At 36.2% G+C, this 24,619-nt stretch carries 13 protein-coding genes and 3 pseudogenes; all 16 read right to left on the bottom strand.

Annotated elements, in window-relative coordinates; all coding sequences use genetic code 11:
- Positions 1–9 precede the first annotated feature (9 nt).
- Positions 10–84 (bottom strand): hypothetical protein, encoded by a 75-nt coding sequence (locus PYW37_RS13260; RefSeq protein ID WP_228764464.1) that lies wholly within the window; start codon positions 82–84, stop codon positions 10–12.
- A 204-nt stretch (positions 85–288) separates the two neighbouring features.
- A pseudogene (locus PYW37_RS13255) lies at positions 289–854 on the bottom strand (MucBP domain-containing protein); the annotation flags it as partial.
- Positions 855–1,563: 709 nt separating this feature from the next.
- The gene (locus tag PYW37_RS06040; RefSeq protein WP_012897802.1) at positions 1,564–1,908 is read right to left on the bottom strand and encodes a helix-turn-helix domain-containing protein; all 345 of its coding nucleotides are present in this window, start codon (positions 1,906–1,908) and stop codon (positions 1,564–1,566) included.
- A 792-nt stretch (positions 1,909–2,700) separates the two neighbouring features.
- Positions 2,701–3,330 (bottom strand): potassium-transporting ATPase subunit KdpC, encoded by a 630-nt coding sequence (gene kdpC, locus PYW37_RS06035; protein ID WP_023164159.1) that lies wholly within the window; start codon positions 3,328–3,330, stop codon positions 2,701–2,703.
- A 17-nt stretch (positions 3,331–3,347) separates the two neighbouring features.
- Positions 3,348–5,414, bottom strand: a pseudogene (gene kdpB / locus PYW37_RS06030) (potassium-transporting ATPase subunit KdpB).
- 8 nt (positions 5,415–5,422) lie between these two features.
- A complete protein-coding gene (locus PYW37_RS06025) occupies positions 5,423–7,150 on the bottom strand; it encodes a potassium-transporting ATPase subunit KdpA (protein ID WP_025017049.1) in 1,728 nt (575 codons plus the stop codon).
- Between the two features lie 9 nt (positions 7,151–7,159).
- Positions 7,160–7,240 (bottom strand): K(+)-transporting ATPase subunit F, encoded by an 81-nt coding sequence (kdpF, locus tag PYW37_RS13310; protein WP_072285303.1) that lies wholly within the window; start codon positions 7,238–7,240, stop codon positions 7,160–7,162.
- Between the two features lie 246 nt (positions 7,241–7,486).
- Positions 7,487–8,197 carry a response regulator transcription factor gene (locus tag PYW37_RS06020; protein WP_025017050.1) on the bottom strand — a complete coding sequence of 237 codons (711 nt, stop codon included), beginning with the start codon at positions 8,195–8,197 and terminating at the stop codon, positions 7,487–7,489.
- Positions 8,187–10,817, bottom strand: coding sequence for a sensor histidine kinase (locus tag PYW37_RS06015; RefSeq protein ID WP_023189285.1), 2,631 nt, complete (start codon positions 10,815–10,817; stop codon positions 8,187–8,189). Before PYW37_RS06015 ends, PYW37_RS06020 begins: the two co-directional genes overlap by 11 nt.
- A 287-nt stretch (positions 10,818–11,104) precedes the next feature.
- A complete protein-coding gene (locus tag PYW37_RS06010) occupies positions 11,105–13,573 on the bottom strand; it encodes a lectin-like domain-containing protein (protein ID WP_023189286.1) in 2,469 nt (822 codons plus the stop codon).
- Positions 13,574–13,877: 304 nt separating this feature from the next.
- Positions 13,878–17,555, bottom strand: a complete 3,678-nt coding sequence (locus tag PYW37_RS06005; RefSeq protein ID WP_269083691.1) for an LPXTG cell wall anchor domain-containing protein — start codon at positions 17,553–17,555, stop codon at positions 13,878–13,880.
- A 104-nt stretch (positions 17,556–17,659) separates the two neighbouring features.
- Positions 17,660–19,216: a KxYKxGKxW signal peptide domain-containing protein gene (locus PYW37_RS06000; RefSeq protein WP_232238891.1), complete on the bottom strand. Its 1,557-nt coding sequence runs from the start codon at positions 19,214–19,216 to the stop codon at positions 17,660–17,662.
- 441 nt (positions 19,217–19,657) lie between these two features.
- A pseudogene (alsS, locus tag PYW37_RS05995) lies at positions 19,658–21,321 on the bottom strand (acetolactate synthase AlsS).
- 154 nt (positions 21,322–21,475) lie between these two features.
- Complete coding sequence (locus PYW37_RS05990; protein WP_023189289.1) at positions 21,476–22,732, bottom strand: tetratricopeptide repeat protein; 1,257 nt, start codon at positions 22,730–22,732, stop codon at positions 21,476–21,478.
- Positions 22,733–22,759: 27 nt separating this feature from the next.
- Entirely contained in the window at positions 22,760–23,932 is a 1,173-nt protein-coding gene (locus PYW37_RS05985) for an AI-2E family transporter (RefSeq protein WP_003130134.1), read from the bottom strand.
- Between the two features lie 66 nt (positions 23,933–23,998).
- Positions 23,999–24,619, bottom strand: coding sequence for a class I SAM-dependent methyltransferase (locus PYW37_RS05980; RefSeq protein WP_023189290.1), 621 nt, complete (start codon positions 24,617–24,619; stop codon positions 23,999–24,001).

Genomic DNA, 24,619 nt, shown 5'->3' with positions numbered 1-24,619 from the left:
GCCTTTTATTTATTCTTTTTTATGTCGAAATACTATAATAGTTGACCCTAAAGTTATAAGAGTGAGTCCACTAATGAAAAACAATATACTCCTTTTTTTGTTTTCACCAGTTTCAGGTAGTTTTTGGGATTTTTCAGAACTGGAGTTTTTAACTTTTGGATTAGTTTTATTTATTATTTTTGTTCCAGAATTTACTAATTCATCTTTTGGTTTTATAATATGATTTTTAGTATAAACATAAGTTATGGTCTGAATTTTATCCGTATATTTACCTTTTGAATTACCTCGAATTCCTTGAAAAGTATAACCAGAAATATTTTTTTCTTCAGTTATATAATCTTCCCCAACAGTTCCAGTTCTAACAACATCTTTTAAAATTGATTTTCCATCTGTATCTATATATTTTACAACAACTTTTCCTGTAGCAATAGGTAACTCATTTTTTTTGTATATATAAGTAACTGTTTGTACCTTTTCTGAAAACAGACCTGATGAATTTCCTTGAACTTCTTTTAGAGTATAATCTTTAATATTTTTTTATCAGTATAATAGTTTTCACCAATATTTCCTTGTAAAATGATATCTTCTGAAATAGGATTATTCTCTATATCTACATATCTTACTGTCACATCAGCTGCAACCACTGGATTTTTAGAATAAACATAAGTGACTGTTTGAAGCGCTTCTTTAAAATTTCCTATACTATTTTGTGGTAGTTTAGATGTGTTTAATGTGTAACCATCTAAGACCAATTTGTACTGATCTGTACTGGCGTCATAAACATCTCCTTTTGAACCACTAATAGTTTGTGGATCATGAATTTCATTTCCTTCCTCATCAACATACTTCACCATTACTCCTTTAGAATAATCTGGGTATACGAATTGGAGTTGATTTCGATCAGTAAAAAAGGGATAAGGACTATAATTTTGTAACCAGTACTCTCCGCTAAAAGGAATAAACTGTTTATTTAAATTGGAATTGCTCAATATGTAATCAGTATCAGGAGAAAGTTGAAAAGAAACCTCTATATCATTCTCTTGGTTATTTGCATCATCTGGATATACAATTGGTTTAAGAAGCTCGACCATGTAGCCTTTGAGCTGTTCTAGACTTGGTTTACTATCAGAATAGTTAATCCCATCCGTTGTATAAGTAACTTTTATGTCTCCTTTAGTTGCTTCTGGATAAGATAAAAATTTGAACCAGGATTTTCCTGATGAATCCTGATTCAAGAAAGACATTTTCCATTTATCTATTCTGCCATTATATACTGTTAGTATCTGTTTATTATAAACAACTTTATTTTTCGCTAAGTCAACGGTTGTAGGCCTAACGAAGTGATTATAAAAGTCAGAACCTATGATATAGTAATCAGAACCATCGGCAGAGACCTGTAGACTCGTACTCGAAACTGAACCTTGAGCATAAACCTTTCCAGCTCCAATTACTAACATCATTGATGCAAGCAATAATGACATTAAAAAAGTACTTATAAGTCTTTTTACCATCTTATTTTTTATTATCATAATAAATAAACTCCATACAATCTCTAAATTCTTTTTAATTGTGAGATTGTTCCTCCTTTAATTCTTGCAACATCCAGGTTTGCGAAAACTTACATATTTCAATTTTTTGATTTTTATCAAGACTTTTAAAAAGAAACTCTGCAAAATCTCTTTCTTCATGATTTTTTGAACAAATTTTATCCATCCCTAGTAAATATCTTGGTGTTACATCAAAATACTCTGCTAACTCTAATAACCGAATGGCTGATGGCATGGTTTGTGTTTTATAATTACTTAAGGCATTTCGAGAATATCCTAATTCTTTTTCGATTTGATTAAATGATTTTCCTAAATCAGTCGCTAGCTTTCTAACTCTCTTATAAAATATACTTTCTTCCATCGCTTTTCCTTTCAAAATATCAAAATCTAATTTTCAGAAAAATTAAGATTTTTCGGAAAGTACTGTGACTGTTCTGTTATACTTATATATGAACAATTCGCTTAAAACAGCATTTACAAAAATACTGAAAAAAAAAAGGTATTTAAAATAAAACAATTAAGTAAATAAAAGTCATGGTATGGGAATCGTAACGAATCATAAGTGGCATATTATGTATTTTTCAGCACAAAAAGACTCCGAAAAATCTTAATTTTTCGGAGTCTTATTATAATATGTTACGGAACATCATGATATTTAAACAACTAACTGTTTAAATACCTTATTCATCAGACTTTTTTTAATTATAAAAATGTTACATTAATTACATGTACTCTATATTATACATTTTTTTATTTTTTTTGCCAACATGTTTTATATATATGTTAATTGAACCAAACGATTTTATTCCATTTCATGTCCTAATCCATTAATTTTTTCGATAGAAATTTCAAAAATTGTTAATACTTCACTGGTATTTTTTAGCTTCTTTGAAAGGGTTTCTTAGAATAATTCTCATAAACCAGGACCGTTGATTTTCTGTTATCTAATTGTGTATTCTAAATCATTTTTGGTTTAATTTATCGCTAATTTAAAACTTCTTACTTTTTATGTTACCATCAGTAAATGCTTATTTTTAGAAGTATACAATTGGAAAGATAGTCTTAAAATCTTTCCATACTATTTTTATAAAAAGAGAATATCTAAAAAAACTATAAATCATAGTGATTTATAGTTTTTCTTTTTTTACCTTTATTAATCACTTTTTTCACTTAATTGATTGTAAATTTCAAGATTAACTTTTAATACATTGACTGTTTTTTCACCTAGAAATCCTAAAGTTTTATTTTGAGTATTTTTATCAATAATTTTTTTCAAATTATCTACGCTTATACCTGTATACTTCGAAATTTGAGGAATTTGAATCAGGGCACTTTGTTGGCTAATGCTAGGATCAAGGCCTGATCCTGATGATGTCAATAAATCTGTAGGGATATCTTTTTTAATTATGCTCGGATTATTATTTAGAAAGTTTTGTAAATCACTCTCTACTCGTTCTTTTAGTAAGGGATTACTAGGTGATAAATTTTGAGAACCTGAAGCCACTCCCAAATATTTACCCTCAGATTTTTCTTTTGCAGTATAAGTATTATAATTAACAGCTGAGGGACGTCCCTTCATGAATCCTTCATCAGAAAATTGTTGCCCAATTAATTCAGATCCTGTCACTTTCCCCTTATTAACGATAAGACTACCATTAGCCTGATAGGGAAAGATACTTTGTCCCAGACCTGTTATGAGCAATGGATAGAAAAGACCACAAATCACTGTAAAAACCACTGTAACTAGAAAAGGTGTTTTTAATTCTTTAAATATTTTTCTCATCACTTCTCCTTTTAGCATTAAAGACCAATCATGTGCAGTAACGGAGCAATGATTAAGTCAATAATTTTTATTCCAATGAATGGGGCAATAACTCCTCCTAAACCATAAACTAACATATTATGTGTCAGCATTTTATCCGAATGCTGTGGTTTATATTTTACGCCCTTCATCGCTAGAGGGATTAAAAGCGGAATGATTATTGCATTAAAAATTAATGCTGATAATATTGCACTGGAAGGCGTTGCAAGATTCATGATATTTAAAACATGAATTTGTGGAATAGCAAGCATAAACATTGCGGGAATAATCGCAAAATATTTGGCGATATCATTGGCAATAGAAAATGTTGTTAGTGCTCCTCTTGTAATTAAAAGTTGTTTACCAATCTCTACAATATCAAGAATTTTAGTCGGATCACTGTCTAAATCTACCATATTTGCTGCTTCTTTGGCCGCACTTGTCCCTGAATTCATTGCAATACCAACGTCAGCTTGTGCTAGTGCTGGTGCATCATTAGTTCCATCCCCTGTCATTGCAACAACTTTTCCATCGTTTTGTTCAACTTTTATTGCTTTGATTTTATCCTCTGGTTTACATTCAGCGATATAACTATCAACCCCAGCTTCTTGAGCAATCGTTGCGGCCGTCAAAGGATTATCACCAGTACACATAATTGTTTTAATTCCCATTTCACGTAAACGAGCAAACCGTTCTACCAATCCTGGCTTTATTGTATCTTTTAAATAGATAACTCCCAGAATCTTTGAATCTTCTGATACTACCAATGGGGTGCCACCTACCGAAGATATTTCATCGGTAATTCTCTTCAAATCGTTAGGAACTCCCCCTCCTTGTTGTTGAATATAATCAATCACAGCATCTGTTGCTCCTTTACGAATTGTTTTTCCTGTCGGAAAATCAACTCCACTCATTCTTGTTTGAGCTGTGAACTCTACAAAAGTCATTTCAGCTGGGGTCATAAAGTCCTTATCTTCTTGTTCTTCTGCTAATCTAATAATAGACTTGCCTTCTGGTGTTTCATCTTTCAATGAAGTTAAAACAGCATTTTCTGTCAATTCTTCTAAAGAAACACCGTTTACTGGAAGAAATTTTGCGGCCATTCTATTACCAAATGTAATTGTTCCCGTTTTATCTAAAATCATAGTATCCACATCACCACTGGCTTCAACTGCTTTACCAGACATTGCAATCACATTAAAACGTGTCACTCTATCCATTCCGGCAATCCCAATTGCCGATAGTAAGCCACCAATTGTTGTTGGAATTAAGCAGACCGTTAAGGATATGAGCGTCGTTACACTTAACTTCACATGGACAAAAGAAGCAATGGGGTAGAGTGTCACAATAACTATTAAGAAAATAATAGTTAAACTCACAAGTAGAGTATTTAATGCTATTTCATTCGGCGTTTTTTTCCGTGAGGCTCCTTCAACAAGAGAAATCATTTTATCAAGAAATGATTCTCCTGAACTAGAAGTGATTTTTATCATGAGCCAGTCGCTTGAAACAGTTGTTCCTCCTGTTACTGAGGCAAAGTCACCACCAGATTCTTTTACAACAGGGGCAGATTCTCCTGTTATTGCCGATTCATCGACGGAAGCAATTCCTTCAATCACTTCTCCATCACTTGGTATCAATTCACCTGCTTTAACTAGAACTATATCATCTTTTTTTAACTCAATTGCATCAATAATAGTTTCCTTAGTCTGATTAGTAGCTTTATCTTTATTAATAATTCTTGCTTTCATATTTTTTTGCGTTTTTTTCAAGCTCTCCGCCTGGGCTTTTCCTCTGCCTTCAGCGACAGATTCTGCAAAATTAGCAAAAAGAATTGTTAAGAATAAGATTAAAGTCACAATTATATTATAAATTTGACTTCACGATTGAACTGTCCCAAATAAGTTAGGAAAAATAGATAGAATTAATGTAATAGTAAATCCAACCTCAACGACAAACATGACTGGATTTTTCATCATATATACTGGATTAAGTTTGATAAAAGCTCCTTTGATAGAACTTTTTAGAATCTCTTGATTCAATAGTTTTTTATTTTTAGAAATCATCATAAGCCTCATAATGTTAAAGATTCAGCGATTGGTCCAAGAACCAAAACTGGTAAAAATGTTAATGCTGATATTACAATCACTATTACAAATAGAACGACGGTGAAAGTTCCACTATCTGTTTTAAGTGAACCTACAGAATTATTTACCGACCTTTTCATCATTAATGATGAAGCAATCGCAAGTTGAATAATTAAAGTGAGATATCGGCCTAAAAATATAGCAACTCCAGTCGTAATATTCCAAAAATCGGTATTATCTTTTAACCCCTCAAAACCCGAACCGTTGTTCGCTGCCGAAGATGTATACTGATAAACAATTTGCGATAAACCGTGAAAGCCAGGATTGGATACTCCAGCAATACCCGCGGAAACAGAAACGGCTAGTGCCGTAAAACTTAAAATAATTAAAGGGTGTATGATAATTGCTAGAGCAGTCAATTTCATTTCTTTTCCTTCAATTTTTTTCCCTAAGTAAACAGGAGTTCGGCCAATCATTAAACCACAGATGAATACTGTCAAAAGAACGTAGAGAATCATATTCATTAATCCAACGCCTTTTCCTCCAAAAACAAGATTAAGCATCATATTAATCATGGCAATACCACCACTTAATGGTGCCAGACTATCATGCATGTTATTAACAGAACCTGTTGTGAAAGCAGTAGTAATTTCGGTAAATAAAGCTGACATATTTGTGCCAAATCTAGTTTCTTTCCCTTCCATGTTACCCATAGCTTGACTTAAGCCTAGGTGCTGTAAAATAGGATTACCTTTGGACTCAGCCCAAATAATTATTGTAAGCCCGATTAAAAATAAAACACTCATTACGATAATTAATGGTCGAGCCTCTTTTCCTAAGAAAAATCTTCTTTTACTTTTTAATTGAGAATTTAATAGTTTATTTTCTTGATGACTATCTGAAACAATATATCCAAAAGCAAATAATATCGAACCAGGTAATAGCATCATTGATAGCATTTCAATTATATTTGTAATAATATTTGGATTTTCAAAAGGCATTGCTGAATTTGCTGCAAAAAAGCCACCGCCATTTGTTCCCAAATGTTTGATGATTTCAAGTGCTGCCACTGGGCCTAGAGCAATATCTTGCATTTTCCCTTCAAGGGTTGTAATTGTTAAATTATGTACTAATGTCTGAGGAACGCCTTGTGATATCAATAATAAAGCGCCAATAATAGAAAATGGAAGTAATACACGAGTAATCACTCGTACAAAATCATAATAGAAATTTCCCATATCTTTGTATTTTCCAGATAGTCCTCGAATGAAAGCCATTGAGGCTGCAAAACCAGAAGCTGCTGATGTAAACATCATAAAGGTAATGACAATCATTTGACTCATATAGGAAAGGGCAGACTCTCCAGAATAGTTTTGTAAGTTAGTATTAGTGATAAATGAAATTACTGTATTAAAACTTAGACTTTGCTCCATTGCCCCAATGTGGTTAGGATTTAGAAAGGGAATTTCTTGAATTCTCAAAATTAAATAACCAATAAAAACCATTACAGCATTTGTTAATACTAGAGATAGCGCGTATTTTTTCCAAGTCATGGGCTGTTTTTTCATAGCAATCAATTTATATATAAAGCCATCAAATTTATCCATGACCGGATCTGCAAAGGTCTTTTGATCTGTTGCTATGTGATAAAGGTATTTACCTGTAGGTATCATTAATAATATGGCCACTGCCAATACGAAAATAATTTGTAACATCTGTTCCCCCTAAAACCTCTCTGGATAAATCAGAGCATAAAAGAGATAAATCGCCAATAACATGATAATAATCCCTAAAATAATAAACATTTTAAAAACTTCTTTCTAAATTTCTTTAATTTGCTTGTCACACCAAGCTATTAGAGCCAGAATTAGTAGAAAACTTACTACTAATCCTCCAAGCATCAATAAATCCATCAAAATATTTCCCTCCTCCTTGATGTTGAAATTATTTTAACACTTGAAAAATAAAAAGAGTGTAAAGATTGGGTTGTTCGTATAAAGATAATCTAAAGATTCTCATAAAAAAAGTACTGACGAATCTGTCAGTACTTTTTAGTCAATTTTTATCATTCGATAGCCGACACCAATATGTGTCTGTATCAACTTTGGATAATTGGAATCAAGTTCAATCTTCTTACGTAGCGTATTTGCAAATACTCTAAGTGCTGAAAAATCTTCCTCATAATACCCCCAAATTTCTTTGACAAGATAGTTGTAGGTCATCACACGGTCCAAATTTTCTGCTAATAAACAAAGAAGTTTGTACTCAATCGGTGTGAGATGTATCTCTTTTTCATTTACGAAAACACACTTTGATAAATAATTTATTTTCAACCAGCCATTAGTAAAAGTTGTTACTTCTGTCAGTAAATTTTGATTATTTCCAGAAAACTTAGCTCTTCTCAAACTTACCCTAAGTCGAGCCAAAAGTTCATCAGTACTAAATGGTTTTGTCAAATAATCATCCGCACCAGCATCTAAAGCTACTATTTTATCAGCATCTTCTCCTCTGGCGCTGACTACGATAATTGGAAGTTGAGAGAATCCACGAACTTTAGAAATAATCTCTTTTCCGTCCATATCCGGTAAGCCTAAATCTAAAATTAGTAAATCTGGGCGCTGAGAGATAATCTCTCTTAACGCTTCCTTACCATTTTGAACAGCTACATAATTATAATCTTCAACCTCCATTGTCAAAGATAAGAGTTTATTAATTGACAAATCATCTTCACAAATCAATATTTTTATATCATCATTGTTCATCAGAAATTAAAACCTCCTCTAAAGGTAATTTGAAACCAATAATTGCTCCATTTGGCTGATTATCTTTAACATAAATTTGTCCTCCATGTGCTAAAATAATACTTTTACACAAAGAAAGTCCTAAACCTAAACCACGCTTAGAATCAACTTGCCGATTTTCGTCAGTATAAAATAAATCAAATATTTTTTCTTTGGCTTTATCAGTAATCCCAGGCCCATTATCAGAAACTTCAAGAACTAACTCATCATTAATTTTTTTGGTTTGTAGTTCTATTTTAGAATTAATTGGTGTATATTTCACTGCATTATTAATCAAGTTTACAATCACTTGTATCATAAGAGCCACATCCATTTTTGCCATTAAGAGTTCGTCGGCTAAATTTAAACTAAATTCATGCTGTTTCAAATGCCTGTCTACATGTTTAAGGGCTTCTTCAACTACTTCATCAATAATATTTGCTTCCAACTTTAATTCTATTTTTTCATCCAATCTTGTGATAGATAAAAGATTTTCAACTAAATTAATCAACCACATTGAATCATCATAGATATAAGCTGATAATTCTTGAATTTGAAGTTTATTTATTGTGCTATCATTTTTCATCAGTAATTTTGCATGTCCAGAAATACTAGTAAGTGGAGTTCTTAAATCATGTGAAATAGCACGTAACAAATTTACACGTAACTGTTCTTGCTCAATTTGAATTTCGTTTTTTTGTTGGACTTCTCGAAGAATTTCTTTTTCTAAAGCTAATCCTGCTTCACCTAATATAGCCAGAATTATAGATTTTTCAAATGTTTCCAACTCATTTTTGTCCTTCATTAGGATACCAATCACCGCAAAAGATTGATTTTTCCCACGAATTGACAAATATAAGTAATTAGCAGCTGATAATGTATTGGTCGTTGCTCCTGCACGTTTATTATTGTGCATTACCCACTCAGCTACACCTCTCTCATTAAAATTCTGGTATTTTTCTAAATTATACTTAGAAGACTCAGTTGAAAAATATGATTCATCTCCTAAAACTTTATCTTTGATTGGATAAATCACAATATCTCGATCAAGTAATTTTTTTAACTGTTGAACTGTTGCTTCTAGAATTTCTACTACCGAATCAACCTGTGCTAAATCTTTATTCGTTTGTAAAAGTACTTCTGTTCGATATGATTTTTCCGCAGAGACTCGAACTTGTTCTTGAATTCTTTTGATTAATGTCGACGTAATTAATCCAGCAGCCAACATAATTAAGAAAGTAATTGGATAATTAGAGCTAAAGGCTACAAAAGTGTAATAAGGTTCTGTGAAAAAATAATTAAAGCAAAGTACAGATAAGACTGAGGATATGAGACTAAAAATTCTTCCTTTTGTAAAAATAGCATTAATCTGAACTCCTAAAATATAAAGCATAATTATATTAGCAACATTGAAGTTCCAGTATTTGAAGGCTAACCCACATGAAGTGACAAGAGTTAGCATCAGTATTGTTTTCAATAAATCACTTAATGAAAACCGGATTTTTTTAAAATTATACAAAGTTCCAGAAGTATTTTTTTGTTGTCCTCTTGCATTTGGAATGACATAGATATCAAGTTCTGGCGCTTCCTGACTTATAAAATCTACAATATTTTCCCTACTCCAAAATGAACTTTGTACACTTTTACCAATTACCAGCTTTGATATTTGACTAATTTTAGCATATTCGACAATTTGCTTAGAAACATTATCTCCATAAAGGACAGATAGTTTTGCGCCTAACTGTTCAGCCAAACGTAAATTCTGTCTCAGTCTTTCTTTTTCTTCTTTGGAAGAATTTTCTAAATCACCGATATATAATGCCGTAAATTCTGCTTTAAATGCAACTGCAAGTCTCGCAGCTGCATGAATAACATGAGAGGCTGAGGGTGAGGCTGAAACACATACTAAAACATGTTCTTTTGCATAAATACTTTTTTTATTTTGAGCTTTACGAATAGCGCTCTTATTGACTTGGTCAGCAGTTTTTCGTAAAGCAATTTCCCGAAGGGCGATAAGTTTTTCTAATGTAAAAAAATTTTCTTTTGCTTGATTTACTTTGTTTAACTGATAAATTTTTCCTTTATCTAGTCGTTCTAATAAATCAACGGGTTCAATATCAATTAGCTCAATTTGATCAGCCTCTTCAAATATGTAATCAGGAATTTTTTCATTTACAATAATCCCAGTTATTTTTTCAATTACATCATTTAGACCTTCAAGATGCTGAATATTTATTGTTGTAAAAACATCTATTCCTGCTTTCAAAAGTTCTTCAATATCTTGAAATCTCTTCTTATTTCTTGAACCATGGCAATTTGTGTGGGCTAATTCATCAACTAGGATAACCTGAGGTCGACGAATCAAAGCTTCTTCTAAATTGAACTCTATTAATTGAATTCCTTTATAATTTATTTTTTTTAAAGGTAAGGTTTCGAGCCCTTCAATTAATTTTGAGGTCTCTGGTCGATTATGAGGTTCAATGTAGCCTGAAACAACATCAATTCCAGATTTCTGAACCTCACGCGCCCCTTCGAGCATAGCAAATGTTTTTCCAACACCAGCAGCATAGCCAAAATATATCTTTAGTTTTCCCTTTTTCATTGGTTGCCTCTAAATTTTCTTGTCCATATTATAGCATAAAAAAACGTAGTCCATTAATGACATAAACTTTCTAACCCTTCCAATTTTACAATCTTCAAAATAATTCAATTTTGGAATTTCTGCTTAGTTAAAGAAACAAGACTTGGCCGCACAACTAAGTATACTTTAATTTTTCAACAAAAAAACTCTATTTTCATAGTATCTTCAGATTCCATGAAAATAGAGTTTTTTTGCTTTTAACAGAACTGGTCAGAATTTATATAATGCTTTGGTTCTTTTTTAGTTTATCATTTTTTTCTTTCTTGTTTATGCTTCACTAACAATACAACTCCAAATAGTAATGCGGCACCAACAAGTATCAACCAAAATCCTGAATATTGCCCCACCACAGGGAGATTTTCTGTGGTTTCTTTTTTAGCATCGTTGTGTGCTTCTTCTGAATGATTTGAGTTACCATCATTATTATTAGTAGGTTCGCTGTCACCGTCATTATTAATGTTGTTGTCCTCCTCCTCTTCTTCAGGATTAGGCTCTTCCTTCACAAATTTATTAATCAAAGTAATTTTATTATTTTCTTGAATTTGATCAACTTGATAATGCTTAGCTACGTCAATTTCTTTAATTGAATATAAAATATCATTGCCCAGTTCATCTCTTATGGCTAAATCGGTAAATTCCCAAGTCCATTTTTCACTGACTCCAATAGTGACTGGATTCCCTTGCAACTTATTATTTGCCAATAGTTGAATTGTGATTGTTTCTGGTCTGATAGATTCATAGCCTTTATCATCCCACTCTTTATTAACAATCAAGCTCATTTTTTCTACTTCAATAGCTGTATTGACAATATCTCGTCCTATAACTTGTGACTCATAGCGATATTTATAGTCAGTTGACAACTCTTCTTTTAAGAAATACTGAATTCCTTGTTCAACTCCTTCTTCTATCTCCTCCGTTCCATGCAAGTGAGAGAAAGTATATTCCCAGTTCTTATTTGAATTTGTCTCTTGTGTCACAAAATCATTAGAATTTACTTGTCCATAAAAGCTTTGATAACCGGTTGCTAATTCATTGAATTGAACCTGACGTTCTTGCTCACCATCTTTTCTCCATAGTTGAACTGTGATATGAGCTGGTCGTGAAGTAATATTTCCATCATCCAACCAGATTTTTTCGCCCGAAATGGTAAGTGGATTTTGAATCTTATTAGAAAGTTTAAATTGAATTTCTGAATCATTTTCGTCATTTAATCTTTGGCTTGTTGACTCATAACCAGCTACGGGAATTTCTTTCACGTCATAGAAAATTTCACGCCCTTCGTTATTATATTTTGGTAGATTATCATAAACATAGGTCCAATTATCTGTAGCTCTTATTTCTATTGGGGTCTTATAAGGAAGTCGAACTTCTTCTTTATTATTCGTTGCTTTAAGATTTGCCCAAACTTGAACTTCAATGGTATCGGGCCTTAGACCGTTTATATCGCTCTCATCTTCCCAAATTTTATCGATTGTCAATCTTTTTACCGCTGAGTATTCAAAAGAATCAAATCTAAATTGTTGAAGATTACGAAAGGCACCTGTTGATGCAGATACAGCTAAAGCTAGCGAGTCAGTTGAATCAATTTCTTTTTGACCAATTAAATCATAAACAATGCCCTCTTCCGTCAATGCACCTGATGAGATTGGATTAGTTGTTATACCATGGAGCAAATAAATTCGAAGCGTTCCTTTTCCTGAATCTCCAGGTTTATAATCATAGATGACATTTTGAAAACCTGTGGTGTCATCTTTAGTTGAACCACTTAGTAAATCATCATTAGCATCATACCCATAATCGGAAATTAATCTTCTACTTTCCCCTTGTACAGGGTTGCCGTCGATATCATCACCAATTTCACCACGGCGACTGACACCTGAATTTTGTAGTATCTTACTTGTGTCTAGCCAAGCAACTTGATTCCAATCGGCTACACCAAATCCTGCATCAGTTGCAAAAGGTACGACTCGTCCTGAATCCAAAAGGAGAGCGTTGGATGGAGTAGGTTCAGTTGTCGTCTCGATAAAAGATCCGAAAGGATTACCTTCGTGAGGTGCGTTGCTTCCAGGATCATTTTCCCAGCCCAAGCGATGGTTATCATCATCATTACTTTGCTGCGCAGTATTCCAGTAAGTATCAAACTTATAACCAATCGCACCTTTAAGACCGCCAATTCCCATGTTAGCCCCTGTAAAACCAACCTTTCCTACTTCTTCAGGATGAAAAGCAAAACCTATCCCGTCCGCACCTCCACTTGGAGTTCCTCCATTTTCGCTAGCTTCTTCTTTATCTCTCCAGTCTTCATCTGTCCTATCTCCCAAATAAATAGCACCTTTAAGTTTAAAAGGTTGTTCTGTTGAGATTCGATTATTAAGCGTGAAATTGCCTGACCAGTCATTTCGATTGGGGGTTAAGGTGATAATTCCTGTTTCTTCATCATATCTGGCTTTCCTTTCGTCATCAGTTAGAGCAGGACCAAAAGGATTAAATGCTCCACCGACTTGATAACGCATGCCAACAGTGCCTGATAAAGTAAAATTATCATTGAAATCACTCCTAGTAAGTGTCGTTGCTCCCGTATCAACATCAGTTGAATGAACAGTAACTACTTCCTCAGCATTAGTCTGTTTAGTTTGAACTGATAGCAATGTTAATAGACTAATAAATATTAAACCAATTAGAGAGAATATTACAGTTCTTTTTTTGTTTAGAATCATTCTTCACCTGCTTTCGATTTTGTATTTAATTTATTACCTCAACTACATCGATGTATTCGTTTTCATTATATCATTAATTATTTTTGTCCCAAAATAATATCCTGACTTCTTTTTTGAATTGTGTATTATATAAAGTTCAACGGTTTTTTATTAAAACGCACTCCTTAACTGTTCTTTTTTTCTAAACATAAGATGATTAGTTGTAGAAATGACAATATATTTGTATTAAAAAACCTTGAATAACAAGGTATTCAAGATTTTTATTAAATAGATTCATTTTGAGATTCCTTATAAGTCTCAGAAATTATGATTTTTTTACAGTTGATTTTTTGCGTCGTTTCAAACTATAAATTTCCAAACCTATAAAGCCAATTAGAGCCGCCCCTCCGTATATGGTGAGAGATGAATCGCTATTATCTCCGGTATGAGGAAGTATTTTACCTACTGGCACATACTTGAGAGGTTCTGGTATTTTTAGTCGACTTGACGTCAATGATAGCGTAGGTTTTCTCGGTATCATTGGCTGATTTGGCACCTTTGGAACTTGTGGTATCCTTGGACTGTTCGGCAGATTTGGCTTTTCAGGGATATTTGGTGTTTCAGGCGGTGCAACTGGTGGCACTGTTGGAGGTGTGTTCGGTAACACCGGTCTTACGTGCACAGTATTCGTCGGCTGCTTCGTCTTGCCTTTCGGACTTGTGGTAATGGTGTAAGCCGTATTATCATAGTCGGGGCCAAGTCCTGCTATCACCCATGTCGAGTGGGTCGGAATTGAAACCGTCAGGGTGTTGTTATAGAGACGGTCGGAGAGAACAAAACTTGAAGCAAAGGTAATTGTAACCAGCTTGTGGGTCGCGTCAACGTCTGTAATTGTAACCGTGTATTGGTCTGGCGAGACGAGATTTCCGTATTTATCATGCACAGTAATCTGTGAAACATCCGTCGGCAGGATAATCTGTGTCGTGTCAAAGGTGTCAAGAATGATGTCAGACGTGTAGAGATAGTCGGCAGCATCCGTGTCCGGCGTATCAGGGACAGTAATCTCTTGTACTATTGGATGGTCGCCCTGCGTAAGCGTCTGCTCTGCGTCCTTATCAGCAAGGCTTTCTTTTATCGCTTCAGGGACAAGTCTAGAGTCAGCTGAGAGGTCAGCACTTGGTCCGTCGGTCATTGGCTCAATCGTGGCTTCGCTTGCCTTGTCTTCCTTATCAGGAATTGTTGCTTCTTCGGCGAGCGTGCTCTTTTCAGGAATATTTGCTTTCTCAGCTTCGGTTGTTTTATCTGCGATGCTGTCTTTTGCGGCTTTGCCTGACAGCGTTGGAATGTCGGCTTTTGTTGCTTCGTCAGACATTGCAGCAGGTGTTTCTTTCGTTTCCTGAGTGACTTTGTCCGCATAGGTCGTCTTCGTTTCCTCAGCGACTAATGGCGTCTCTGTAAAGTCTGTCATGTCGTAGCTGTCAGTAACGAGCTGTTGATAAGCGCTGTCGTAGGCTTCCCACGCAGTCTTGTAAGTCTGATAAGTGGCATCATAAGCTGTCCAATCACCTTCATAAGTTCCTGTGACACTGTCATAAGTACTAGAATAAGTGCTGTAATCACTCAGATACTTCGTCCATGTGCTATTGTAATTGCCGACAGCAGTCGCATAATCATTCGTGTAAGCTTGATAGGCAACATCGTAAGTGTTCCAATCATTATTGTAGTTGCTAACGGCGCTATCACAGCCTGTCTTATAGGTCTGATAGTCCGTATCATAGTTCGTCCAGTCGCTCTCATACTGGCTGACAGCTGTGTCATAGTCCTCAGAATACTGACTAAATTGCGTCAGATACTGTGTCCATGCGCTTGTATAAGCCGAGACCTCAGCGTCATACTTGCCGGCATAGTCATTATTGGCAGAGACATAAGTAGCCCATGCTGTCGTGTAGTCCGAGACGGATTTTTCATAAGCATTCTGATAATCGTCGTAAGCTGAGACATAGGCCGACCACGCTGACTGATAAGCGGAAACTACACTCTCGTACTGGCTCTCATAGTCACTCTGCGTTTGCTTGTAGTCGTTGTACTCGCTCTGATACTTGGTGACAGCCGCGTCATAACTGCTTTCGTAAGTCTGATAGGCACTGTCGTAAGTTGTCCAAGCAGTATTATAGCCACTAACCGCTGTATCGTAGTTCTCAGAATAAGTCTGATAAGCAGTGAGGTAAGTTGCAATCGCTGCTGTGTCCGCATCATAAGCTCCGTCAGCATCTGCGACTTGTTTCTGATAATCGCTGATAATCTGTGCCACTTGGTCTTTCCATGCAGAAACCGCTGCGACATAGTTTTCAAAGTCGCTGTAAGCAGTTGGCGTGCCGTTCGTCTGTTGACTAATAATCCAGTCCCAAAGCATGCTCGGTTCTGTCGTCTGACCGTTGATTGAAGTGCTGCCGTTAGTGACGGCTTTTGATGGTGCCGGCATATCATCAACCGGCGTAAAGCTCGGCAGGGCCGGCAAGTCAGGAATTGTCACATTCGGATTTGTCAGCGTCGGTGGCGTCGGAGCACTTGGCAGACTAACCGTCGGTGGTGTCGGCGGCATTGGTAGCTTAAGACTTGGTGCGTTTGGAACTTCCGGAAGTTGTCCGAGCACTGTTGGTGTTGGTGCCGTTGGCAGGGTCAACTTCGGTGCATTGGCATCTGTCGGCAGATCAAGCGTTGGCGGGACGGGTAACGCTGGCAAACTTAGGCTTGGCGGCGTCGGTACTGACGGTATCGTCAAGCTCGGCACGGTCGGAGGAGTTGGCAAATTAAGACTTGGAACACTCGGTGCTGGAAGCAAAGTACCTAGAGTTGGTGGCGTGGGTGCTTCTGGTGCGGTCGGAAGCGTAGTTACGGCCGGTGGATAAACAGCGTTCAGCATCAAGTTCGGTGCTGTTGGCGGCGCTTGAAGTGTGCCATAGATAGGTGGCGTAACCGTCACAGTTTCGCCGAGTACGAGACTGGCAGCGAGATTAGGTATCTTGTAAGCGGGCGTGTTCGGCTGTGTTGGCGCGTTCGGCGTCATCTCGTTAGAAGTTGTGCCTGTGTATCCTGTATTAAGGTCTGGCGGAGTAAGGGGAGTAAGTGGGATTGGGTTTTGAACAACGCCAGCCTGTGTAGGAGCATTGGGATTAGCAAAGCCATTTACCGCATAAAAATCGTTCCATAAATCTGGGTCAAGCAATGTGGTCGCATTTAGCCCTGGATTAGCCGCGTTGATTTCAGCAAGAAGCCAATCTTGATAACCGCTTGCGGGTCCTGAATAATTTTCAGTGATTGCCCAAACACCAGGTACACTGTTGCTATTATAAAGTGAACTATAAATCGTGTCCAGTGCTGACAGATTATTAAGAACACCACCATTCGGTGTTTGTCCGCTAAAATTATTCACACCGTACTGCCGTAGGGCTTGATTAAGTGTGTAAAGCGGATTTTTAATATTCCATGTCAAATAAGGAGTTGTCGTCAGGCCTGTTGTTGAGCCGTCCCAACCATTATAAGTATTATAAATAGTCGCAGATGAAAGATAAGCACCTAAATCTGCCTGAACAGTTTTAATAAGCGCAGGTTCTGCTGCTATAAGCTGCGCGATTGCTGACGACAAAGAATCACAGAGTGTTGGTAGACTCAATAAATCTTTGATATTATCCAAACTCAGCTCTGTCAAGCCGTTATATGTATTCAAAATGCTGGTAATTTGTGCATAGCTTGGTGCATTTGTTGCTTTGAAGTCATTGATTGTATGTATCAGAGCATTAATATCAGTTTGTAATTGGTCATAAGACGCGCTAACTAAATTATACTGGTCTTGCTGGAGCTGATTCGTGAGGTAGGTCACTGCTGCCGTTGGAATGTCGCCTATTATTGCAGTTGCTCCTGTTACTGTCCCATTAAAATAGTCGGCAGGATTTGGAGCCGTTGGCGGTGTTGGCAGAGCAGGTGCTGCCTGATTATTCTGCATAGCATTCGTGTAAGCCATTTCATAGTCAGACTGATAGGTTGCAAGTGCAGTCAGATAAGTTTGAAAGTCTTGATTGTACTTAGTAAAATCTGTCTCATAATTCGTCAGTAATTGTGCAGCATCAGCTGAGACCGTGCCATTCTGCGCCGTATTAATCGTTCCAAGTCCTGTCTGGATTTATTGAGATAGTCCGCCGCCGTATTGCCTGTCGCTGTTGGGAGAGTCGGATTGTCTGACGGATAAAGAGGGTCAGTCGCATCGTCGTTGTAAGCAGCCAGCTTGTCATTATAAATACCTTGATAGTATTCCGTCTTTGCGACATCGGACTGGAGAGCATGGATAGCAGCTGTATATTGAGATTCCCAGCTAGTCAAAGTATCGGTTGCTGTTGTCTCGCCTGATGTTGAGGCGCTCATTGGGAAGTTGGTAACGATGTCAGTAAGCGTCACCAAGTCGGTATTTTGCTGTGTGGCAGCATTTGAAAAGTCGGTATAAGCAAGGCTTGCCACTTCGTAATCTGCCATTATCTGCGCATTATCGTTCATTAATGTGCCGTTGTATCCTGCTGCTTTAGCAGTATTTGAGTCTTGTGCGTATTGCTCCGCAGCCGTTATGTAGGTGCCGTAGTCCGTCTGATATTGCGTCAGAACTTGATTTGCCGTCGTCTGCAATCTTACGACAGCTAAGCTGTAAGCGGATGAGTAATCGTAAGTCGCGACATCACTTCCTGCAGCAGCAACTGATGCGGCCGCTGAGCTAAAGAAGTTTGAGGCGCCTGAGGCGGAGACGAGACTGTTGAGGCCAGAAAGTGCGGTTGCAAAAGCTGATGAATCACTCTTTAGAGCACCCGCCGGCGTGTTTGCTGCGCTATCGCTATCATAAGCGTTGAGAATATTTTTGTCTGCTGTGAGTGTATCGTACCAGCCTGAAAGCGTGGCATTCTTATCCAGCGTCGCTACAGCAGAATTATAGTAGTTGTGAACTGCTGTGCTGTAGCTGTCAACAGCGGACTGATACTGACTAACCGCATTGCTTGAGTAGGTATTGCCTGAACCGTCGCTGTAAGTTGCCGCATACTCAGAGTTGGCACCGCCTGATGTCTTGATGTTATTGGCAACATTGTAACTGTTCGCCGAATCAAGGGCATTCTGATAGTTGCTGACAGCGCTCGAAAGACTATTCGTCGTAGTATTCGACGAAGCTGCTGATACAAAACTTGAAGCAGCATTATTCCAGTCATCAAGCGTGCCTGATGCGACACTAGAAGCGCCTGACGAGAGTGAGCCAGTGCTTGAACTGATGTAGCTGTTCGCGTCGGCCGCTTTATCATTGGCTGAGCTGACAATATCGCTCGCACCACTGCTGTGCACGCCGTCTGAATCTGTACCGCTAAGGGCTGAACTCGCCGCTGCATAATAGCTGCTCGCATTCGCTGCTACTTCAGATGAAACAACCGAACCCGGACCCGTCGCTTCTCCTGCTGGCCGATAAGCCGCAGGCGTCACCGTGTCAGCACTTGCCGTGACTACTGAGCTTGCGGCTGCGCCACCTGTGAGAACGGTTAGGATACTGGCAGCATAAAGCCACGATTTTCCCTTTTTCCATGTTCTGAATTGAGTTTGTTTTGCGATATTTTCATGTTTTGAGTGATACTTCTGCATATTGCTCTTTTCGCCTCAACTTTCTTTTAATGCATGATGATATTATCAAAACTCATAGTACTAGATCTTTTTTTCTTGTTATAATCAGGAATAAAGCCAGTTTTGAGCTAATAATTATTGGAAACTATATTTTCTAATGAAAACGAAAACAATATAATTGTTTTGTTATAACGAAATGTTTGTATTCTCTCAATAGTCATTTGTCACGACTTTGTAATCAATTAATAAGCAAAGGTTATTAATTGCAGATAATTAAAGGTTTTTATGTTTAAAATATTCTGCCTAATTATTCTATTTTTCATAATTTCAACCTCTAATTGGTCATAACTAGATTTCAAATTAGAAATAACCCCATTCTAAAACAAAAAGAGAGTCCTTATATAAAGGACTCTCTTTTTGTTTCCAAGTAAATTTAGGATTATTTGGTATTTTTATTTTATCTTAGTAAAATTCTTCTGGCAATAATTTTTCTGCTAATTTAATGTTATCAGAATAGTCCAAAGGAACGTCAATTACTACTGGTCCAGTAGTATCTGGGATTGATTTAAGAATTTCAGCAAGTTCTTCTTTGCTGTGTGCACGGTAACCTTTTGCTCCCATTGCTTCAGCATATTTTACGTAATCAACATAGCCAAAATCAACGGCTGCTGAACGACCATATTTCATTTCTTCTTGGAATTTAACCATATCATAATGGCCGTCATTCCAGATAATTTGAACGATTGGAAGATTCAAACGTACAGCTGTTTCCAACTCTTGCCCTGTGAAAAGGAAGCCTCCATCACCAGAGTGTGAATAAACTTTTTTACCTGGGCGCAACAATGCGGCTGTAATTGCCCAAGGAAGTGCAACTCCAAGTGTTTGCATTCCGTTTGAGAAGAGGAGATGACGTGGTTCGTATGATTTGAAATGACGTGCCATCCAAATGTAGAGTGAACCTACGTCAACGGTTACTGTTTCATCATCTTTGACGATTTCTTGGAAAGTGCTGACCAAATCAAGAGGGTGCATTCTACCTTCTTCAGTATTTTCAGTATCAAATTCGTGTTGCTCAGCAACTTCATGAAGGCCATCGAGATAATCTTTTGTTCCTTTTGGAATTTTGTATCCACGAACAGCTGGTAAAAGATTATCCAATGTTGCTGCGATATCACCAATTAATTCACGTTCTGGTTGGTAGTAAGTATCAATTTCAGCAATGGCATTATCAATAACGATAATTCGACTATCAATTTCTGCATTCCAGTTACGAGCTTCATATTCAATTGGGTCATAACCAACAGCAATAACAAGGTCAGAACGTTTCAGAAGCATATCTCCTGGTTGATTGCGGAAAAGACCGATACGTCCATAAAAAGTATGTTCTAAATCATGTGAAATAACCCCTGCACCTTGGAATGTTTCAACGACAGGAATATTAACATGAGTTAATAGATTACGCAATGATGAAGCGACTTTAGCATCTGAAGCACCAGCTCCAACCAAAATTACTGGCAATACAGCATTTTTAATTGCTTGTGCTAAATAATTAATGTCATCAATAGAGGCATTCCCCATTTTAGGGTCTGAAAGTGGTTGAATCGCTTTGATTGATACTTCGGCATCCGTTACATCTTGGGGGATTGATAAGAAAGTTGCACCTGGATGTCCTGATTTTGCAATACGATAAGCATTGGCAATTGATTCAGAAAGTGTATCAGGGTCAAGAACTTCTGCTGAATATTTTGTTGCTGATTGCATCATCCAGCATTATCCATTGATTGATGTGCACGTTTAAGACGGTCACTTCGTTTAACTTGTCCACCGATAGCCAAAATAGCATCACCTTCTGATGTCGCGGTCAAAAGCGGAGTCGCAAGGTTTGATACACCAGGCCCACTTGTAACAACTACTACACCAGGTTCGCCAGTTAAACGACCAACAGCTTGAGCCATGAAAGCAGCTCCTTGCTCATGACGAGTCACGACCATTTGAGGACCTTCTTCATTTTCTAATAAATCAAAAATCCGGTCAATTTTTGCTCCTGGAATCCCAAATACATACTTCACTTTATGGTTAATCAAACTATCGACAACCAAGTTCGCCCCAAATTGTTTCTCAGACATTTTTTATTTTACCTCAATTTGTTCTAATTCATATTTCATAATCTCTTGGATTACTTCACAATCATTTTATCAGATAATAGAACCTTTTACAATTATTTTGACGCAAGTTTGTGAATTTTCTAGCTTACAATAAAAATAATTACTGACAGCTTTGTCAGTAATTATTTTTTAAGTCTGTCAGTAAATTTCTCATATTTTCATCATCCGGAACAAGTTCCAAATATTGTTCAATAATTGGTTCTGTTTTAGAAATTTGACCAATTTCTTTAAGAAAATCAATATAGTCTTCTAAAAACTCTGGATTCTCTGACAGATTGGTTTGAATGAGTTCTTCATACAAACCAGCCGCTTCAGAATCATTTTCCAAAGCTTTATGTGCCCCTGCAAAAAGCCATTTAGCTAATAAATGTTCATCTTCTAAAAGCTCTTCGAGATTAATGACGGCTTCAAAATCTTCTTCGTTGAAGTATAAATTAGCAAGCAAAAAGACTGTTTCGTCATGTAATTCTGGTAAATTTAAAGCATCCATGAGATAACGTTCCGCTGCAGCTTTGTCCTTAAGTTTGAAACTAATTTTTGAAGCGAAGTGTAAGAGAGGAACGGCATTAGGATTTTTTTTCATCCCTTTCTTTGCCATTTCTAGTGCAGCTTCAAATTCTTGATTAGCTTCTAGGGTTTGGGCATAGGCTAATTCATAGTTCAAAAATTCAACATCCATTTTTTCTAACCGTTTGAAATTAGCAATGGCTCTTGTTTCATTATGAGTTTCTCCATAAAGAAGAGCAATTTTATACAAGGTTTCCGGTTTTTCATCAAATTCTAGTGATTTTTCAAGAAATGATATGGCATTCTCAAAATTACCTAATTGGGCATAAGAGTCACCAATTCTTTGATAAATAGAAATTTTTGTTTCATGTAAAATTTTGCGTTCTGAAAGTTTTGCATATTCGGTAATGGCAGCTGAATAATCACCTTGTTCAAAGTAGGACTCAGCCAAAGCAAAAGTAATCAGAGGAGAATCCGATAATTCTCTTGCTTCTTCTAACTTAGAAATTGCTGTTTCAAAATCACCTTCAAATTGATATAAGTCAGCAATTTTGACTAAAGCAGCAATATAATTTTCATCATTCACCGGGATTTGATAAAGATAATTTAATGCTTCATCCAAATTACCGTTATCTTCTGCGATTTCTGCTAAGTTAATCAGGTAATCAGTTGTTTCCGGATCTTCTGACATAATTTGATCATAAATTTTTTGACTTTCATCAATGAAACCCATCATTTGTAAATATTCGGCTAGGTCAGCCAACATTTCACTATTATCATTTTTTAACGCTTTGGCAAGTGAATTTTGCATTCCAATCAGATCTCCCTGATGTAAGAAATCAATTGTATCTTCTGAATAAGACATTTTTCTCCTTATTTTTTATTCTATTAATTACTCATTTGCTTCTTCTGTAGCCGTTTCTTCACGATAAAGAACTGAAATTTCACGATACCATTCGTAAACATGGACAATAATAACTTTCAAAGTTGCATAGAATGGGATAGCAAGTAATACTCCCCAGACACCCAGAATTTGACCCGCTGTCAGTAAAACAAATAATATTGTAATTGGATGAATTGACATTTGTTTTCCAAGAACTAAAGGAGAAATAAATCTTCCTTCAAGTGTTTGCTCAATAATAAGGACAATGATTACTTTTACAAGCATCAAAGGTCCACCAATTGCTAAACCAACAATTACCATTGGGATAGCAGCTAAAAATGAGCCTAAAAATGGAACTAAGTTCAAAAATCCTGCGGTGATTGCTAAAGCAACTGCATAACGCAAACCAATAATAGGTAAGCCAATCATAAACATGATAGCAACCGCAATTGCGACCAAAACTTGGCCACGGACATAATTTGAAAGCTGACTATTAATTTCGTGCAAAACTTTTGAAGTTTCTTTACGCCAATCATTTGGCAATAAATGAGTGACAAATCCATTTAATCTTTGACCATCTCTCAATAAGTAAAAAAGAACAAATGGGAATACAATTAATGAAATTAAGATACTTGTTGTTTTACTGATGAGATGTGAAAGAGTCGTAACAGCATTAACAGAGAAAGCTTTTGACCAATCAATCAATTGATTACCAATTGACTTAGCAAACTGGTCAACTTGTGGTCGAAATTGTTCAAAATGTGGATTTTTTGCTAAAGCATTAATCTCTTTTTGAGCAGTATTTACATAGTGAGGGACTGACGAAGCAAAATTATCTACTCCACTGATAATATTAGGAATAGCAACAATTAAGCCCCAAGCAATCAAAGCTGCAATTATTAAGAAAAGAACAATAATCGTAACAACTCGTGGGACTCTTTTCTTTTCCAAAAAATCAACAATTGGGTTAAGAAGATAATAAAATACAGCTGCCAAAATAACGGGCAGCGAGATAACCGTTATAAATTCTCCTACAGGTTTAAAAATAAATCCAACTTTATTGAGTAAGAGAATATTCAGCAATAAGAGAAGGACGATTGCTAAAGCTGCAACTACTTTATTATTAATAAACCACTTGAAAAACCAAGAGGCTTTGAAACCTCGGTGTTGTTCTTGTTCCATATTTTTTTTCCTAATTCTTTTTTTAGAATTACTGACAGATATTGTTCAAAGTCATTTAGTGTTCTGTCAGTAATTTTTTTCTAGTTCATAATATTGAATCTGTAAAAAAAACTTTTTGTCGGTAATTTTCCAACCGTTGTGATTAAAAATTCTTGTCAGTTCTTTTGGCTGATAGACTTTTACATCTCCTTCTGTTGAAAATTTATTAAGTCGCCAATTATAGGCTTTTGTAATAAATGGAATATGAATCTCAGCGATGACCAATTTACCCTCTGGTGCCAGTAGTCGTTTAGCCTCCGCTAAAAAAAGCTCAGGTAAAGGAAAATGATGAAAACTAGCTGAACAAATAATCAAATCAAAATTAGCATCCTCAAAGGGAATTTTTTGAGCAGAGCCTTGCTTAAAAGTAAAATTAGGATGCTTAACTTGAGCAATTTTTATCATTTCTGACGAAATATCTAAGCCACTTCCAAAAATTTTCTCTTTTCGATTTAACATTACCAAAAGATTTCCATTAGCACAACCAACATCTAAGATTCTTGAATTTTTTTCAACTTTTAAACGTTTTATAATAAATCTCTTGAAAAAACTGGCTAAAAATCCATCAAAACTATGATCAAAACGACTCGCAATATGGTCATAAAAGTCTTCAGATTCTCTTTCGTAATCATGAGTCTTTTGAGCCAT

This window comes from Lactococcus lactis, from assembly GCF_029023865.1.
Classification (GTDB): Bacteria; Bacillota; Bacilli; order Lactobacillales; family Streptococcaceae; genus Lactococcus; species Lactococcus lactis.
This window is presented reverse-complemented; position numbering and strand designations above follow the sequence as displayed.

What these genes read in the sequence shown, in the direction of transcription:
- PYW37_RS06025 (WP_025017049.1), bottom strand. Translation starts at nt 7,150, where the DNA reads ATGTTACAAATTATTTTCGTATTGGCAGTGGCCATATTATTAATGATA.
- PYW37_RS06000 (WP_232238891.1), bottom strand. Translation starts at nt 19,216, where the DNA reads ATGCAGAAGTATCACTCAAAACATGAAAATATCGCAAAACAAACTCAA.
- PYW37_RS06015 (WP_023189285.1), bottom strand. Translation starts at nt 10,817, where the DNA reads ATGAAAAAGGGAAAACTAAAGATATATTTTGGCTATGCTGCTGGTGTT.
- kdpF (WP_072285303.1), bottom strand. Translation starts at nt 7,240, where the DNA reads ATGTTTATTATTTTAGGGATTATTATCATGTTATTGGCGATTTATCTC.
- PYW37_RS06005 (WP_269083691.1), bottom strand. Translation starts at nt 17,555, where the DNA reads ATGCAGAATAATCAGGCAGCACCTGCTCTGCCAACACCGCCAACGGCT.
- PYW37_RS06010 (WP_023189286.1), bottom strand. Translation starts at nt 13,573, where the DNA reads ATGATTCTAAACAAAAAAAGAACTGTAATATTCTCTCTAATTGGTTTA.
- PYW37_RS06020 (WP_025017050.1), bottom strand. Translation starts at nt 8,197, where the DNA reads ATGAACAATGATGATATAAAAATATTGATTTGTGAAGATGATTTGTCA.
- PYW37_RS06040 (WP_012897802.1), bottom strand. Translation starts at nt 1,908, where the DNA reads ATGGAAGAAAGTATATTTTATAAGAGAGTTAGAAAGCTAGCGACTGAT.
- kdpC (WP_023164159.1), bottom strand. Translation starts at nt 3,330, where the DNA reads ATGAGAAAAATATTTAAAGAATTAAAAACACCTTTTCTAGTTACAGTG.
- PYW37_RS05990 (WP_023189289.1), bottom strand. Translation starts at nt 22,732, where the DNA reads ATGTCTTATTCAGAAGATACAATTGATTTCTTACATCAGGGAGATCTG.
- PYW37_RS05985 (WP_003130134.1), bottom strand. Translation starts at nt 23,932, where the DNA reads ATGGAACAAGAACAACACCGAGGTTTCAAAGCCTCTTGGTTTTTCAAG.
- PYW37_RS05980 (WP_023189290.1), bottom strand. Translation starts at nt 24,619, where the DNA reads ATGGCTCAAAAGACTCATGATTACGAAAGAGAATCTGAAGACTTTTAT.